Origin of the sequence: Thalassolituus alkanivorans, from assembly GCF_020447205.1 — a bacterium.
GTDB lineage: Bacteria > Pseudomonadota > Gammaproteobacteria > Pseudomonadales > Oceanobacteraceae > Venatoribacter > Venatoribacter alkanivorans.
On the sequence record NZ_JAJAEL010000039.1, the window covers coordinates 130,170 to 144,050 of the forward strand.

The 13,881-nt window shown below is 53.2% G+C and carries 17 protein-coding genes and 1 riboswitch; of the genes, 6 read left to right on the forward strand and 11 right to left on the reverse strand.

What is annotated here, in order from left to right; all coding sequences use genetic code 11:
* The 5 genes from moaC to LGT44_RS15930 all read right to left on the reverse strand — a co-directional run.
* A partial coding sequence (gene moaC / locus LGT44_RS15910) for a cyclic pyranopterin monophosphate synthase MoaC (RefSeq protein WP_230333651.1) occupies window positions 1–404 on the reverse strand: 404 nt, incomplete at its 3' end.
* Window positions 405–429: 25 nt separating this feature from the next.
* A complete protein-coding gene (gene moaB / locus LGT44_RS15915) occupies window positions 430–966 on the reverse strand; it encodes a molybdenum cofactor biosynthesis protein B (protein ID WP_230331556.1) in 537 nt (178 codons plus the stop codon).
* A 1-nt stretch (window position 967) separates the two neighbouring features.
* The gene (gene mobA / locus LGT44_RS15920; RefSeq protein ID WP_145467977.1) at window positions 968–1,507 is read right to left on the reverse strand and encodes a molybdenum cofactor guanylyltransferase; all 540 of its coding nucleotides are present in this window, start codon (window positions 1,505–1,507) and stop codon (window positions 968–970) included.
* Between the two features lie 3 nt (window positions 1,508–1,510).
* The gene (moaA, locus tag LGT44_RS15925; protein WP_230331557.1) at window positions 1,511–2,482 is read right to left on the reverse strand and encodes a GTP 3',8-cyclase MoaA; all 972 of its coding nucleotides are present in this window, start codon (window positions 2,480–2,482) and stop codon (window positions 1,511–1,513) included.
* Window positions 2,471–2,618, reverse strand: a riboswitch (molybdenum cofactor riboswitch). (Overlaps the previous gene by 12 nt.)
* Window positions 2,619–2,671: 53 nt before the next feature.
* The gene (locus LGT44_RS15930; protein WP_230331558.1) at window positions 2,672–3,034 is read right to left on the reverse strand and encodes an NAD(P)/FAD-dependent oxidoreductase; all 363 of its coding nucleotides are present in this window, start codon (window positions 3,032–3,034) and stop codon (window positions 2,672–2,674) included.
* 27 nt (window positions 3,035–3,061) lie between these two features.
* Here LGT44_RS15930 and LGT44_RS15935 point away from each other — a divergent pair, with 27 nt between their 5' ends.
* The 4 genes from LGT44_RS15935 (at window position 3,062) to LGT44_RS15950 (ending at window position 6,882) form a co-directional block, all read left to right on the forward strand.
* Window positions 3,062–3,409, forward strand: coding sequence for a hypothetical protein (locus tag LGT44_RS15935; protein ID WP_230331559.1), 348 nt, complete (start codon window positions 3,062–3,064; stop codon window positions 3,407–3,409).
* Window positions 3,410–3,961: 552 nt separating this feature from the next.
* Entirely contained in the window at window positions 3,962–4,618 is a 657-nt protein-coding gene (narL, locus tag LGT44_RS15940; protein ID WP_145467983.1) for a two-component system response regulator NarL, read from the forward strand.
* Between the two features lie 2 nt (window positions 4,619–4,620).
* A complete protein-coding gene (gene moeA, locus LGT44_RS15945; RefSeq protein ID WP_230331560.1) occupies window positions 4,621–5,847 on the forward strand; it encodes a molybdopterin molybdotransferase MoeA in 1,227 nt (408 codons plus the stop codon).
* A 285-nt stretch (window positions 5,848–6,132) separates the two neighbouring features.
* Window positions 6,133–6,882: a HesA/MoeB/ThiF family protein gene (locus LGT44_RS15950; RefSeq protein ID WP_230332367.1), complete on the forward strand. Its 750-nt coding sequence runs from the start codon at window positions 6,133–6,135 to the stop codon at window positions 6,880–6,882.
* 15 nt (window positions 6,883–6,897) lie between these two features.
* Here LGT44_RS15950 and norR read toward each other — a convergent pair whose 3' ends face one another.
* Window positions 6,898–8,442, reverse strand: a complete 1,545-nt coding sequence (gene norR, locus LGT44_RS15955) for a nitric oxide reductase transcriptional regulator NorR (RefSeq protein WP_225691030.1) — start codon at window positions 8,440–8,442, stop codon at window positions 6,898–6,900.
* Window positions 8,443–8,623: 181 nt separating this feature from the next.
* Between norR and ytfE the strand changes: the two genes are divergently transcribed.
* Both ytfE and mog read left to right on the forward strand, forming a co-directional pair.
* Complete coding sequence (ytfE, locus tag LGT44_RS15960; protein ID WP_145467990.1) at window positions 8,624–9,319, forward strand: iron-sulfur cluster repair protein YtfE; 696 nt, start codon at window positions 8,624–8,626, stop codon at window positions 9,317–9,319.
* A gap of 178 nt (window positions 9,320–9,497) precedes the next feature.
* Window positions 9,498–10,031, forward strand: a complete 534-nt coding sequence (gene mog / locus LGT44_RS15965) for a molybdopterin adenylyltransferase (protein ID WP_145467992.1) — start codon at window positions 9,498–9,500, stop codon at window positions 10,029–10,031.
* Between the two features lie 81 nt (window positions 10,032–10,112).
* Here the strand turns inward: mog and tatA are convergent, their stop codons facing one another.
* Genes tatA through LGT44_RS15990 form a run of 5 tightly spaced genes read right to left on the reverse strand, consistent with a single transcriptional unit; the run spans window position 10,113 to window position 13,837 of the window.
* Entirely contained in the window at window positions 10,113–10,268 is a 156-nt protein-coding gene (gene tatA / locus LGT44_RS15970; RefSeq protein ID WP_225691029.1) for a twin-arginine translocase TatA/TatE family subunit, read from the reverse strand.
* A gap of 13 nt (window positions 10,269–10,281) precedes the next feature.
* Window positions 10,282–10,830: a nitrous oxide reductase accessory protein NosL gene (locus tag LGT44_RS15975; RefSeq protein ID WP_230332366.1), complete on the reverse strand. Its 549-nt coding sequence runs from the start codon at window positions 10,828–10,830 to the stop codon at window positions 10,282–10,284.
* 19 nt (window positions 10,831–10,849) lie between these two features.
* Window positions 10,850–11,680 (reverse strand): ABC transporter permease, encoded by an 831-nt coding sequence (locus tag LGT44_RS15980; protein ID WP_230332365.1) that lies wholly within the window; start codon window positions 11,678–11,680, stop codon window positions 10,850–10,852.
* Complete coding sequence (locus LGT44_RS15985; protein ID WP_230332364.1) at window positions 11,677–12,591, reverse strand: ABC transporter ATP-binding protein; 915 nt, start codon at window positions 12,589–12,591, stop codon at window positions 11,677–11,679. The genes LGT44_RS15980 and LGT44_RS15985 overlap by 4 nt, the downstream gene beginning before the upstream one ends.
* Window position 12,592: 1 nt before the next feature.
* Window positions 12,593–13,837: a nitrous oxide reductase family maturation protein NosD gene (locus LGT44_RS15990; protein ID WP_145468002.1), complete on the reverse strand. Its 1,245-nt coding sequence runs from the start codon at window positions 13,835–13,837 to the stop codon at window positions 12,593–12,595.
* Between the last annotated feature and the right edge of the window lie 44 nt (window positions 13,838–13,881).

Sequence of the window (13,881 nt, forward strand, 5' to 3'; positions counted from 1 at the left end):
ATGGCCGGATCAACCGCTTTGCACATATCGTAAATGGTCAGGGCTGCAACGGATGCCGCCGTGAGCGCTTCCATCTCCACGCCGGTCTGGCCGCGCAGACGGCACAGGGTCGTGATATGAATTTCCTGTTCTGAAAGAACAAAATCTACGCTGACTTTGCTCAGGGCCAGCGGATGGCAAAGCGGAATTAAATCGCTGGTACGTTTGGCCGCCATAATGCCGGCGATGCGTGCCGTTGCCAGTACGTCGCCTTTTTTAATTTCAGCCTGCTGAATACGGGCGATAACATCCGGGCGGGTGATGATTCTGGCGCTGGCATAAGCGCTGCGCAGACTGCTTTCCTTGGCCGACACATCGACCATGTGAGCATGACCGTGCTGATCAATATGGCTCAGATCTGACATAAAATTCTCCAGGGTCTGTTAGGGCCTAACGACAGGCATTAACAGGGCTGTTTTTAACATGGGCAACGAAATTACATGGCCCGGTGCGGCTGTCCAGCTGTGGTGCGATCAGCGCTTCCCAGGCCTGGCGGCAGGCGCCGCCAGAACCGGGAACAGCAAAAATAAGGGTTTTATTGGCAATCCCGGCCAGTGCCCGGGACTGCATACTGCTGCTGCCAATATCGGTAAAACTTAACTGCCGGAATTGCTCGCCGAAGCCCTCGACCTCTGCATCAAATAAAGGGCGGATGGCTTCTGGTGTGCAGTTGCCCTCAGAGAAACCGGTGCCGCCATTAATAATAATGACCTGGATGTCCTGGCTGGCAATCCAGTCGCTGATGCAGGCGCGAATGTCATAACGGTTATGCCTTAACAGGGCGCGGGCGCGGATTGTGTGGCCGCTTTCCTGAGCCAGTGCCAGCAGCAGATTGCCACTGCTGTCTTCGGCCGGAGTGCGATGATCCGACAGCGTCAGAATGGCAATGTTTAAGCGGAAAAATTCTTTGCTGGTATGTTTACTCATATTAATGACCGCCTTGCGAAGCATGGCAGGCCAGCTGCCAGTCTTCGGGAGTATTTGTATTCAGCAACAGCTGTGGTGATGGGCAGGGAATTGCTCTGGCCGCACAATAAGACAGCAGGGCACCAACAGAACGCCGTCCTTTTTCATGCAGTTGTTTTGCAATATAAGACTGTAAATCGCTGCTGTTATGCAGCACGCAGGGCAGATAATGATCTTTAAAGAAAACCGGCTGTTCCTGTGAATGACGTATCAGAGTGCGCAAAAGTGCTGCCGTCATCCAGGGCATATCGACAGCCAGTACCAGTACACGCTCATGTTTGCAGAATGGCAGCAGAGTATGCAGACCGGACAGGGGCCCATGCCCTGCCTGCTGGTCGGGAGTGCCCAGTTGCGGATGGCTGAGCTGAATATCGTCACAACCCGCCTGTTGCAGCCGTACCTGCTGCAACAGCCATAGCGGCAGGCCGTTCATCGGCAACTGCGCTTTATCGGTCCCCATACGTGAAGAGCGTCCACCGGCAAGAATAATGGCACTGAACATATCTCACCCCCCGATCATGGCCAGATGACGGGTCTGGCCACTGCGTTGCTGATGCAGATAGTGGCTTTCTTCTTTTCCGCCAATGGCCCGCTGTAAAAATGCTTCGACCGGTGCGGGGTCGTCGCTTTGCAACAGCTCACGCAGACTTTGATGCTCGTCGGCAAATAAGCAGAGAAATAATTCCCCTTTACTGGATACGCGCAGGCGATTGCAGCTGCTGCAGAAGTCTTTACTGTAAGGCATGATAAGTCCGACCCGGCCAGCATAATCCGGATGGGCATATTCCAGCGCCGGACCATCGGTGGTTGCCTTAGGCTGCAGTTGCCAGCCATCCTCGGTCAGCTGCTGACGGATAAATTCACCGCTTAAATGCTGTTCCTGATAGAAACCGGCATTATCGTTGGTCCGCATTAATTCAATAAAACGCAGTGATACAGGCCGGTCTTTTATAAAACGCAAAAAGCCAGGCAGAGAGTCGGTATTGTGCTGGCGTAATAAAACGGTGTTCAGTTTTACTTTCTGAAAATTCAGCTGCAGGGCCTGATCGATCCCCTGCAAAATATAATGCAGACGATCGGCCCCGGTTATGCGTGAAAAAATGGCAGGGTCAAGGCTGTCGACGCTGATGTTCAGGGCATCCAGTCCGGCTTTTTTCCAGCCGGATATTTCTTTCTGCAGATTGTAGCCATTGGTGGTCAGGGCAACCTGTTCTATACCCGGTACTGATTTGCATAAGCTGATAATTTCGCTGAGATCGCGGCGCAGTGCCGGCTCTCCTCCGGTCAGGCGAACCTTACGGGTACCCAGACGGGCGAAGGCGGTCAGCAGGCGGCGGACTTCATGGATATTCAGATCAGACTCAGCTGTATCACAATCATTACCTTCTGGCAGGCAGTAGGTACAACGGAAATTACAGCGTTCAGTCAGCGACAGGCGCAGGTAAGTAAAGCGCCGGGCAAAACGGTCGGTCAGCATAAGACACCTTTCCAAGCATGGGAGGAAGCTGGGTTTCCCCTGAATCCCGGTGGCAGTATTGCCACGGCTGAGCTGCCATAACTCACCGATGAGGGGAGTGAGCGTTAGGCAGATCAGCTCGGCGTCAGTTGAATATAGCGGTATGAGGGGGCTGCTACTATCCGCTTCCCGGGATAGTGACATGCCTCTTTATGGGTAGGTCACTGCAGCCTGATGTCCGCTGAAAAGCAGCTGATCCCGGCAGTAACGGATGTCCCGGTGTGTCAGCATCATATCCGCAAGGGTTTCGCTGCCGCGCACATCACCGGCAAGAATAAAACCGATAATGCGATCTCCGGCAATGATGATCTTGCGGTAGATGCCACACTCCGGAATATGCATCGTGAGGCACTGATTGTTCTTTTCGGCGTTCAGGCTTCCGGCATAATGAATGGCGAATTTATTGACCGAAATCCGGTGTGGCAGATCTGGTTTGCCAAGCCAGAGTTCCCGCAATAACGAAAACTGATCGGAATGCTCGTTCGTTTTTCGCCAGCAGCGGGAGGCAAACATATTAAGAATTGATTCAGGCGGTGTGAAATGATCTCCGCCATCGGGCAGATCCAGACTGTCAGTTGGAGAGATTTTAATGTTCTTGGTTTGTATCTGAGCATGACGGATTTCTTTATTTCTGCTGCTCAGCGGCATGTAAATTACAGGTATGGTTTTGGGTATGGTGTTTTTTTCTTCAGGCGGAATTATTTTAACGCCAGAGTTTTTTATCTCTCTGTAAATCAGCCGCTGAATATGTTTGTCAAACCCGGGGTTTATAAGGGCGGCTTTGTCGGCAACCAGGTATGCCGGAAATCCTGCACGGGCAACACTGGTTGCATATTGGATTGCCAGTTCAGAGCTGCCGATGATGGTGATACCGCCGGATTTCTGTAAATGGTTCTGGGCGATCTGAATACTTTCAGGTGTGTGCAGTGGAATATACAGACTCCGGTCACCGGCCGTTTTCAGTACCGATACATGCCTGGCATCAGGACGTGTATCGACGACGGCAGCATAATTTATGTCGGGTTCTGTATGGCGGCAGATATAGCGGATTTTCCGTGCGTGATACCACTCTGGCGGAGTTTCCATTTCTGCTATCGGCAATATACCGGCAAGCAGCTGAGGAAGGCAGTGACGAGGGAAATACCGGTGGTCGGATTGTGACAGCAGGTGAATATGGCTGAAACAATTACTGGCTGAGAGTTTGTCCTGCAGCCGGTGTGAAGTGTTGTTGTCGCCGATGATAAGAATGTTTTTATTATTTCCCGCCATGTCGAATGCCTCTGACCTGACGGTGATATTGGGCCGGATACTATGCACAGGCAATACTAAAGAACGCATACCTCATAAAGGGTATAACGATTTTCACCCGATTTAATCTCAATTGACTTTGATTGGGTGCGCCTTAGTATGGAACGATAATCAGCGAAAACGGTTAAAAAAATGGATAGCAAAAAATCGACAATCATGTTGGTTGATGATCATCCCCTGTTGCGTAAAGGACTAAAGCAGCTGCTTGCATTTGAAGATGACCTTGAGGTTATCGCCGAAGCCAGCAGCGGTGCAGAAGCAATTGATCTTGCTGTTGAAGATGAGCCGGATCTTATTATTCTGGATCTTCATATGCAGGGTATGGATGGTCTGCAGACACTGACTAAATTACGCGACCGGGGCATTACCTCGAGAATCGTTATGCTTACTGTCTCGGATGCTGATGACGATGTGCTTACCGCCATTGGTCAGGGGGCTGATGGTTATCTGCTGAAAGATACCGACCCGGATATGCTGCTGGAGCAGATTAAGCAGGCTGTCGGCGGCAAGATGGTGTTGAGTGAGGCGGTGACCAAGGTTCTGGCTGCTGCTATTCGCCGTCCGGCGGTGCGTCCTGCATCTGAACTGGATGCCCTGACCGGACGTGAAGTTGAAATTCTGGAATGCATTGCCAAGGGTATGAGCAACAAAGTTATTGCCCGCGAGCTGGATATTTCCGACGGTACGGTCAAGGTTCATGTGAAGCATTTGCTGAAAAAACTCGGACTGCGCTCCCGTGTGGAAGCGGCGGTCTGGATGGTGAACCAGCAGGGTGAAGATAAGGGGTGAGTATGCAGTCTGTCGCCGATGCTGTTGCCGGGATGCTGGCGGCGACATCCGGATATGCCCTGGGTGAAGAGAGTGTCGCTCTGCAGCAACTGGACGGACGCATTCTGGCAAAACCTCTTTATGCACCGGAAACCGTGCCGGCGTTTGATAACTCGGCAATGGATGGCTATGCGCTGCACAGCCGCGATGCAAAGCTGCTCTGCAGCACCGGTTTAACGCTGGCTGGTGCGGCACTGGCGGGGCATCCCTTCCGTGGTGTGCTGCAACCGGGACAGGCGTTGCGGATTATGACCGGCGCCGAAATGCCGGCCGGCACCGATACCGTCATCATGCAGGAAGATGTGCAGGTCGATGTGCAGGCAGATGGCGAGCGTATTGTTTCGCAGGTACCACTCCACCCCGGCAGTCATGTGCGTCATGCCGGCGAAGATATCCGTCGCGGTGAGGTAATGCTGGCCGCCGGACAACGTTTAACTCCGCTGCATATTGGCTTATTAGCCAGCGTCGGTCTGGCGCAGGCTGAGGTATTCCGTAAATTACGGGTTGCCCTGTTCTCCAGTGGCGATGAATTATGCCAGCCGGGCGACTCCCGCCAGGCACACCAGATTTATGACAGCAATCGCTTTGCTTTACGGGCGATGCTGGAGCGTATGCCGGTTGAAATTATCCACTTTGCCTGGCTGCCGGATACCCTTGAGGCCATGCGTTCTGCCATTGCTGCAGCAGCACAGGAAGCCGACGTTATTATCACCAGCGCCGGTGTTTCAGTCGGTGATGCCGACTATACCCGCCAGGTGCTGGATGAGCTGGGCGAGGTTAATTTCTGGCGGGTTGCCATGAAACCGGGTAAACCTTTCGCTTTCGGACGCGTAAAAAACAGCTGGTTTTTTGGTCTGCCGGGCAATCCGGTATCGGCCATCGTAACCCTGGATCAACTGGCTCAGCCGGTATTGCGCCAGTTGTGTGGCGAACGTGTTCAGGCGGCACTGCCGCTGCTGGCAACCGCTGCTGAAGCCTTCAGAAAACAACCGGGAAGGCAGGACTTTCAGCGCATCCGTCTGGACTCTGAAGCGGGTGTATTAATGGCCTCGCCGTGTGGCAGTCAGGGTTCTGGCCTGTTGCATGGTTTTGCTGATGCTCAGGGGTATGCCGTACTTGAAGCGGAGCGCGGTCATGTCGCGCCGGGCGAGCAGGTTCGTGTAATGCCTTTGGGTACATTATTGAATTAAGGCACCTCTGAATAATTCAGTGCCCGCTTCGGCTTACTGAAAACGTTCAGATCAAGGCGCCACGTTGAAGGCACTATATTGAAGGCATCATGGGTTACGTCAAAACGTGACAACAGCGAGCCGGATTTTTTCAGCAAGCCCCGAAGGGCGTGGGCTGCAGAGCGTTTTGACGGTGTTGTCGATTTTATAAAGGACTCGCCATTCACTGCAATCGACGCCTTGTCAAAAGCACTCTGCAGCACTCACGCGAAGCTGTGCAGAATTATTCAGAGGTGCCTTAACACCATGAACGACGAACAACTGCTGCGTTACAGCCGGCATATTTTCCTCCCCCAGATTGATATCGATGGCCAGCTGGCCCTGTGTGACAGCCATGTTCTGGTGATTGGTCTGGGCGGTTTGGGCGCGGCCGCTTTACCCTATCTGGCGGCGAGCGGTATCGGGCAGCTGACGCTGGTGGATGATGATCGTGTTGAGCTCAGCAATCTGCCACGCCAGATTATTCATCCGCAGGATCGGGTGGGAATGAGCAAAGCCGAGTCTGCCGCGGCAACCGTGATGCAGCTGAATCATGATGTGCGGGTGCATACCGAAATCCGCCGCGCAGATGCTGCCTGGCTTGAGCAGGTTTTACCGCAGTTTTCTCTGGTGCTGGATTGCACCGACGAGCCTCTGGTCCGTTACGCCCTCAATAAAGCGGCGCTGAAACACCGGATTCCCTGGGTCAGTGCGGCCGCTGTCGCCATGGATGGTCAGTTGACGGTGTTTGATCCGCGCCGTGCCGACAGCCCCTGTTACCGTTGCCTGTATCCGGATGTGCAGCCGGATCAGCGTAATTGCAGTGAGAGTGGCGTGCTGTCGCCTCTGGTAGGAGTTATCGGTACGTTACAGGCGGTGGAAGCCCTGAAGCTGCTGAGCGCTGCCGGTGAGTCTCTGTGTGGGCGGCTGCTGTCGTTTGATGCCCGTGCCAGCCGCTTTCATGAATGGCGGATTGCCCGCCGTCCGGACTGTGCCGATTGCGCTGCTCAGTCCTGAGTAAAGCGGTACGGTTTATTTAAGCCCGAGCTTCTGTGCCAGCTTGTGCAGATTACTCGGGTCCATACCCAGAGCCCGTGCGGTTTTGCTCCAGCTGCCTTGCTGTTGCTGCAGTTCGTGCAGAACCAGAGTCTGCTGAAAGTATTTAACGGCTTCTTTCATTGGCATTCCCTGCACCGCTTTCAGTAATGAATCACTGCTGTCTTCGCCTGTTGCGTGTGCATGGTGACGGGAGGTCGGCAGCTCAAGATCCAGTGAACGGCAATCCAGAGTCACAATATCGTGCCGTTGTGCTCCCCGGCTCAGCGCTTTGATGGCTGCACGGCTGATAACATGCTCCAGCTCACGGATATTACCGGGCCATGGATAGGTCTGCAGTGCTGCCTCGGCATCGGCCGATAAGCGCAGGCTGCGCAATCCTAAGCGGGTGCGGTTTAATTCCAGAAAATGCCCGGCCAGCAGAGGAATGTCCTGCCCGCGCTCACGCAGGGGAGGAATCGGGATAGGATAAACAGACAGGCGATGATACAGATCGGCCCGGAATGCGCCTTCGGTAATCTGCTCTTTCAGGTTGCGGTTGGTCGCGGCCAGAATACGGACATCCACATGGCGGGTCTTATCGCTGCCCAGTCTTTGTATTTCACCATTCTGCAAAACCCTCAGCAGCTTGGCCTGTACCGGCAGCGGTAATTCACCGACCTCATCAAGAAAGAGTGTGCTCTTATCTGCGGTTTCAAACCGCCCGGCGCGGTCGCTGGTGGCACCGGAAAATGCGCCTTTAACATGGCCGAATAATTCACTTTCAGCGAGGTGTTCCGGCAGTGCCGCACAGTTGATATATACCATTGGCCGTGCAGCACGTGCGGACAGCCGGTGTGTGTAGCTGGCAAAGATTTCTTTACCGACACCGGTTTCTCCCAGCAGCAGTACCGGCAGGTCGGAGGCCGCAACTACTTCGAGCTCTTTTTTAATCTGACGGATGGCACTGCTGTTGCCAATGATTTCATTGTCGGCCTCGGTGCCAATGGCGATATTGCCGGCACCATCCAGCCGGACACGGCGCAGACCGCGTATTTCTTCTTCCAGCATGCTGATACGGATGGCCGTTTCCAGTACCGGGCGATAGCTGTCCAGCTCGTCAATGCGGCTCTGATCAAAGGTGCCCGGAGTCAGAGAGTCGAGGGTCAGGGCGCCCCAGCGCTCACCGTTCAGCCAGAGGCTGGTTCCCATGCAGTCATGCACCGGCAATGCTTCCCCGGGCTGAGTCTCCAGCAGGCCGTCATAGGGATCGGGTAACGGGCTGTCTGGCGGAAAGCGCAGGGCATGGCTGGTGGTCATAACGGCCGACAGGCGTGGATGCTGAGCCAGACTGAATTTACGGCCATGCGCTTCGGTAACCAGACCGGAGACGGCGACAGGACGCAGATACTCACCCTGCAGGCGCAGCAGAGCGACAGCGCCACAGTTAAAGCTGGTGCGGATACTTTTAACGATATGGTCAAAGCGTTCGCCGGCCGGCATATCTTTGATGAGTTCCGTAAGCAGCTGTTGTCCGGGCATGAGAGGTCTCTGTGTTGGTATGTGCTTGGTGGTATTTACCAAAGTGTAGATTTTACAGGGAATATCCGGGTTATTTATACCCACCCTCTGTTGACCGGCAGCAAGTATGCGCTCTGGCGGCTGGCCTGCATCTTGCTGATCACTTCTGTTGAATCAAAACCTTTATATATCAGGAGAGTTTATGGAAATTCTGAATCGTTCTCTGAGTGATATTGCCACAACCATTCCCGGTGCTTCTGCTTTGTTACGTCAGCTGGATATTAATTTCTGCAATCAGGGCATGGTGAGCTTGCAGCAGGCACTGGAACATAAGGGACTTGATCCGGAAGAGGTGGCGGCCGGTCTGGCTGAACTTGAAATGACCGAACACCATCATGATGATCCCGCCATTGATTGGGGCAAAGAACCCCGCATGAAACTGATCGGTCACATCCTGGAACGTTACCATGCCCGCCATCGTGAGCAGTTACCGGAGCTGATCTTCCTGGCTGCCAAAGTTGAACGGGTGCACAGCGATTCCGCCAACTGTCCGTCCGGGCTGGCTGATCTGTTGCGCGATATGAGTCATGAGCTGGAAAGCCATATGATGAAAGAAGAGCAGATTCTGTTTCCGATGCTGGCCGGGGGAATTTATCCGAATGGCCCGATTAATGTGATGCAGGATGAGCACCTGGAACATCTGGAAGCCATTAACCGTTTGTGCAGTCTGACCAATAATATGAAAGTTCCGGCCGGTGCCTGTAACAGCTGGCGCTCGCTGTATCTGGGCCTGCAGACGCTGGTGGACGATCTTATGCGGCACATTACGCTGGAAAATTATTTTCTGTTTGTACCACCTAAAGCAACGTCTTCAGACTGCTGCGGCAGCTGCCAGTAATATAAAACCTGCGAGGGGCCGGTGCGAGCTGGCCCAGTCTTCGCACGGATTTCACCGTGATTTAAGAAACGCCTTTATTGTTCACATCAGGTTTCCGCATAACAATAACTGATAGCGGCGGTATATCGTTGTATATTTACCCCTGTTACTGAATTTCCGGAAAACTTCAGGAGTTATCATGCAGAAAAAAATCCGTATCGGCATTCTGACGGTCAGCGACAGAGCCAGTGCCGGTATTTATGAAGATATTTCGGGTCAGGCTATCCGTGAAACATTAACGGAATATTTATCCGGTGAGTGGGAAGCGGTTTATCGTCTGATCGCCGATGAGCGTCCACAGATTGAAGAAACACTGTGTGAGCTGGTGGATGAGGAAAAATGCTGTCTGGTAATTACTACCGGAGGTACAGGGCCTGCTCTGCGTGATGTGACGCCGGAGGCAACCGAGGCGGTCTGTGATCGTATGATGCCGGGGTTCGGTGAGCTGATGCGTATGGAGTCTCTGAAGTATGTGCCTACCGCCATTCTTTCACGTCAGACTGCCGGCCTCAGAAAACAATCATTAATTATTAATCTGCCGGGTAAGCCGAAAGCAATACGTCAGTGTCTGGATGCGGTATTTCCCGCTGTACCTTACTGTATTGATCTTATGGATGGGCCCTATCTGGAATGTAATCCGGAGGTCATCAGTATTTTCCGTCCGGCGAGCTGATTATTTTTTGTTTTTTGTGCCGGCATAGCAGCTTTTTATTTATTTTCAGAAGCTGCCTGCCGGCATCCGGACAGGCCTGGATTATTGCTCGTTATCTTCTGGCTGTTTATTGGCGGCTTTACGAAAATCCCGGATCGCACCACCAAGATCACCTCCCAGAGAGCGCAACCGTTTACTGCCAAATAATACGATTACGATCAGCAGTACGATCAGTAACTGCCATGGACTTATTCCCATAATACGTACCGCCTTAATGGTGCATGCTGTGATCTTCGGAATGGTTTTCGCCCATCATTTGCTGATGCTGCAGCAGGGCTTCTTTCAGCTGCTCGAATGTCATCACGCTGGTTTGTCTGTCAGAGGCAAACAATGCTGCACTTTCCTTATTGGCAAAGCTGGCGATTGGCGTGCCCATTGAGCCTGCCATATCGGGGGCTACAACGTAAAACGCCTGCATGGCATTAATCAGATGTGCATCATCCGGTCTGTTCCAGTCGCTGCGGCTCATATCGTGAACGTATAGCGTCATTTTCTGAACCTGATTTTCAGGCTGTAACCACCAGTGCAGCATCTCGGCGGATGAGCAGAATTTTCTGGTTGCACCATTGCCCGATATCGCTTCGCCTTTGGGACCGGGAAAGCGGGTGATGGCCATGCCGCACACGTGGCATTCATCTGATGAGTGAAAGGCGACCGGTGAATGTGTGGTGGTTTCGCTGTTGGTTGGCTGGCTGCAGCCTGCCAGTAATGCGCTGAATATCAGGGCAGCAACAGAAATGATGGAGTGTACTTTTTTCATGAACTTATCCTTTATAACGTTAAATCGCACGACGACGTAAGGCGAAATGAGCAATACCCAGGCTGGCAATCAACCAGATAAATAATGAGAACCACAATCCCGGATTTGTGATGGGTAAATCCCGCCCCAAAGCCATAACACCATTCATAGCGCTGCCGTCGCCAAGACCGGACAGATTTATTTGCCGGAATATATCGGTGGGATTAAGCAGTAAAAGCCATGGCAGAAGGTCAGGGTTGAGCTGCCCTTTACTGAAGACCAGCAGTGCCAGCAGACTGAGATCAAACACCAGCACAAACAAAAACCACACGCCAAGAGCGAGGCCGGCCGCGGTGGATTTTTCGCTGGCTTTGCTGCTGAGAAAATAGGCCAAAGCAAGGAATACCCAGCCCAGTAACGAGGCTGAAAAAATAAAGCGTGAGAACGATTGAATCAGAAGCCAGATATCCAGATCGCTGACCAATAATGCAATGGCGACGGCGGCACTGCCAAAACCAATAGAGGTGGCGAGCGCAAGAATCAGCCCGTGACCGATAAATTTTCCCAGCAGTAACTGCCCGCGACTGAGCGGGTAGGTCAGCAATAACAACAGGGTTCCGCCTTCTTCTTCACCCACGATGGCATCGTAAGCAAGCAGCAGAGCAATCAGCGGAACCAGAAATGTTGCCAGGCTGGCCAGACTGGCAATGGTTGCCGGAATGGAACTGAAACCCACCTGACCGGCGGCGGCTGAGCCAAGCCAGGCAATGCCCGCAGCGAGAATGGCAAACAGCAGACTGATGGCCAGCAGCCAGCGGTTACGCAGGCCATCATTCAGCTCTTTAATGGCGATATTCCAGACTTGCATCATTGCGATTTCTCCTGTGCCGGAACGACCGCAAAATGGCGGTACAGATCGTCAAGGGACGGCGGGCTGACCTCCAGATCGGCGGCTTCGCTGCTGTTTATCAGGGTGTTAAGTAACTCCCGGCGGGCGCCGTTGTGCGTTAAAACTTCGAGAGCATCGCGGCCAATACAGCGGGAATCGAAGCCGAGGCCGGATAACCGGGTTTGCCAGTGCTCCGGTTCCGAGAGGCTGCCAAGGCGAATGCGCGTAGGCAGTGCTACCTGACGGCGTAATTCACTCAGGGTGCCGACAGCCTGTAACTGACCACCGGCAAGAATGGCGGCGCGGCTGATATAGGGTTCAACACCGGGTAACACGTGAGAGCAGAGAATAATGCCGGTGCCGTTCTGACGCAGCTCGTTCAGTAACTGATAAAGTTCCTGCGTGGCTACCGGGTCCAGACCGACGGTCGGCTCGTCCAGTAATAACAGACGTGGATTTGCCAGCAGCGCCTGAGCCAGACCCAACCGCTGACGCATACCTTTGGAATAGGTTTTTACTTTACGTGTAGCGGCATGGGTCAGCCCGACTTTTTCCAGTAATTCTCCGACCTGATGGTTAGCTGCACCTTTCAGACGGGCAAAATAAGTCAGTGTTTCCTCTCCGCTTAATTGCGGATAAAACATAACGTTTTCCGGCAGATAACCAAGCCGCTTACGGACTTCGGTATGATCCGGAGTATTGCCAAATACCTGAACATGGCCGCTGCCGGGCGCGAGCAGGCCGAGGATCATTTTCATGGTGGTTGTTTTGCCGGCACCGTTATGGCCGAACAAACCAAGTACTTCACCTTCTGCCAGATGCAGAGAAAGGTTTTTTATAACCTCCATCCGGCCATAAGCAAGACTGACATTCTGCAGTTCTACCAGGTTCATTTTAAGGGGCCTCTGTCAGCGGTGGGCGCATCAGGGGAAAGCTGTCCCGCACGCCAGGGGATTTAACGACCGGAAACGCTTGCTGTACCCAGCGCAGTAATTCAATGGCCGGGCTGTTCAGTAATAAACGCATCTGTGGATAAAGCCACAGTAAGCGGTCGATATTGTCGTTTGGTTCGTAAATCAGATCGCCGATGTCATCGACATTCCGGTCCCAGCCAAGATAATCGCTCCAGTAATTTCCGCGGCCATTTTCGGACCATTCCTGGGTTCGGGTTGCGACATATTTAACTTGCTGTTGATTAGCGATAAAGGCATTGCCAAAGATTTTATTGTCTTCAGAGCCGGCGGTAAGGTGAATACCCATCACGCTGTCGGCAAAGTAGTTGTGGCTGATGGTGTTGAATACGGAGTTGTAGATAAACAACGCTTTGCCTTCAGCTCCCTGAATCATACTGTCGCCGGTGCTGCCGCTGATCACCCCCTGCACTCTGTTGTTGCTGATGGTGGAGTAGGTGATGTAGTTCATCAGAATGCCGTAGTTCTGATCGTCTTCAGACAGATTATTGCGTACATCCAGATTACGGCTCTGCATCAGGGCATAACCGGTGCGGGTGCGGCGGGTCGTGTTGTTATGCACCACATTGTTATTGGAAAACATATAGTGAATTCCGTAGCGCAGATCTTCCAGCACGTTACCGGTCAGCGTGTTGTGGTTGGAGGTGTCGATGTAGATGCCATCCCGGGTGTGGCGGATAACGTTGTCGGTCACACTGGCCTGACGGACAGAAAACAGATGAATGCCATTGCCACGGTCCTGTGAGCGCACAGTGTCATCGCCGCTGATCTGATTGCCGTGGATTTCAATATGCTGGCTGGTATCGGCCCAGATGCCGAATCCGGCCCCTTGCAGATGATTATTCAGCAGACGTACATGGTCGGCCCGGGCAGCAACAAATATGGCTGAATCCAGATCGGTGAGGTTACGTCCCCAGTTAATAATATGGCAGCCTTCAAGGCTGACTTCGGCGGCGGTAATTTTCACCGCATGGCCCTGCGCCCCGGCGTCGATGACAGCGTTGGCTGCACAGCGGATGTGGCCGGGCTGATCAATCAGAAAATTCCCCTGATAGTGACCGGCGGGTAAAACCAGAATATCCCCCTGCGGTTGCAGCGGTAATGACTGGTACTGGGCCTGCGCACCGGCACTGGCCAGCAGCAGTAAAAAAAAGACAGAAAGGATCATAGTGTCCCGCAGTTGTGGAGGGGCGGGGGGGCTCACAGCCCCCC

Excerpts from the sequence above, each read along its gene's own strand:
- LGT44_RS15935 (WP_230331559.1), top strand. The coding sequence starts at position 3,062 with ATGATCTCCGCCATCGGGCAGATCCAGACTGTCAGTTGGAGAGATTTT.
- mobA (WP_145467977.1), bottom strand. The coding sequence starts at position 1,507 with ATGTTCAGTGCCATTATTCTTGCCGGTGGACGCTCTTCACGTATGGGG.
- moeA (WP_230331560.1), top strand. The coding sequence starts at position 4,621 with ATGCAGTCTGTCGCCGATGCTGTTGCCGGGATGCTGGCGGCGACATCC.
- LGT44_RS15950 (WP_230332367.1), top strand. The coding sequence starts at position 6,133 with ATGAACGACGAACAACTGCTGCGTTACAGCCGGCATATTTTCCTCCCC.
- tatA (WP_225691029.1), bottom strand. The coding sequence starts at position 10,268 with ATGGGAATAAGTCCATGGCAGTTACTGATCGTACTGCTGATCGTAATC.
- LGT44_RS15980 (WP_230332365.1), bottom strand. The coding sequence starts at position 11,680 with ATGATGCAAGTCTGGAATATCGCCATTAAAGAGCTGAATGATGGCCTG.
- LGT44_RS15930 (WP_230331558.1), bottom strand. The coding sequence starts at position 3,034 with ATGTTTGCCTCCCGCTGCTGGCGAAAAACGAACGAGCATTCCGATCAG.
- norR (WP_225691030.1), bottom strand. The coding sequence starts at position 8,442 with ATGCCCGGACAACAGCTGCTTACGGAACTCATCAAAGATATGCCGGCC.
- moaA (WP_230331557.1), bottom strand. The coding sequence starts at position 2,482 with ATGCTGACCGACCGTTTTGCCCGGCGCTTTACTTACCTGCGCCTGTCG.
- mog (WP_145467992.1), top strand. The coding sequence starts at position 9,498 with ATGCAGAAAAAAATCCGTATCGGCATTCTGACGGTCAGCGACAGAGCC.
- ytfE (WP_145467990.1), top strand. The coding sequence starts at position 8,624 with ATGGAAATTCTGAATCGTTCTCTGAGTGATATTGCCACAACCATTCCC.
- moaB (WP_230331556.1), bottom strand. The coding sequence starts at position 966 with ATGAGTAAACATACCAGCAAAGAATTTTTCCGCTTAAACATTGCCATT.
- LGT44_RS15985 (WP_230332364.1), bottom strand. The coding sequence starts at position 12,591 with ATGAACCTGGTAGAACTGCAGAATGTCAGTCTTGCTTATGGCCGGATG.
- LGT44_RS15975 (WP_230332366.1), bottom strand. The coding sequence starts at position 10,830 with ATGAAAAAAGTACACTCCATCATTTCTGTTGCTGCCCTGATATTCAGC.
- LGT44_RS15990 (WP_145468002.1), bottom strand. The coding sequence starts at position 13,837 with ATGATCCTTTCTGTCTTTTTTTTACTGCTGCTGGCCAGTGCCGGTGCG.
- narL (WP_145467983.1), top strand. The coding sequence starts at position 3,962 with ATGGATAGCAAAAAATCGACAATCATGTTGGTTGATGATCATCCCCTG.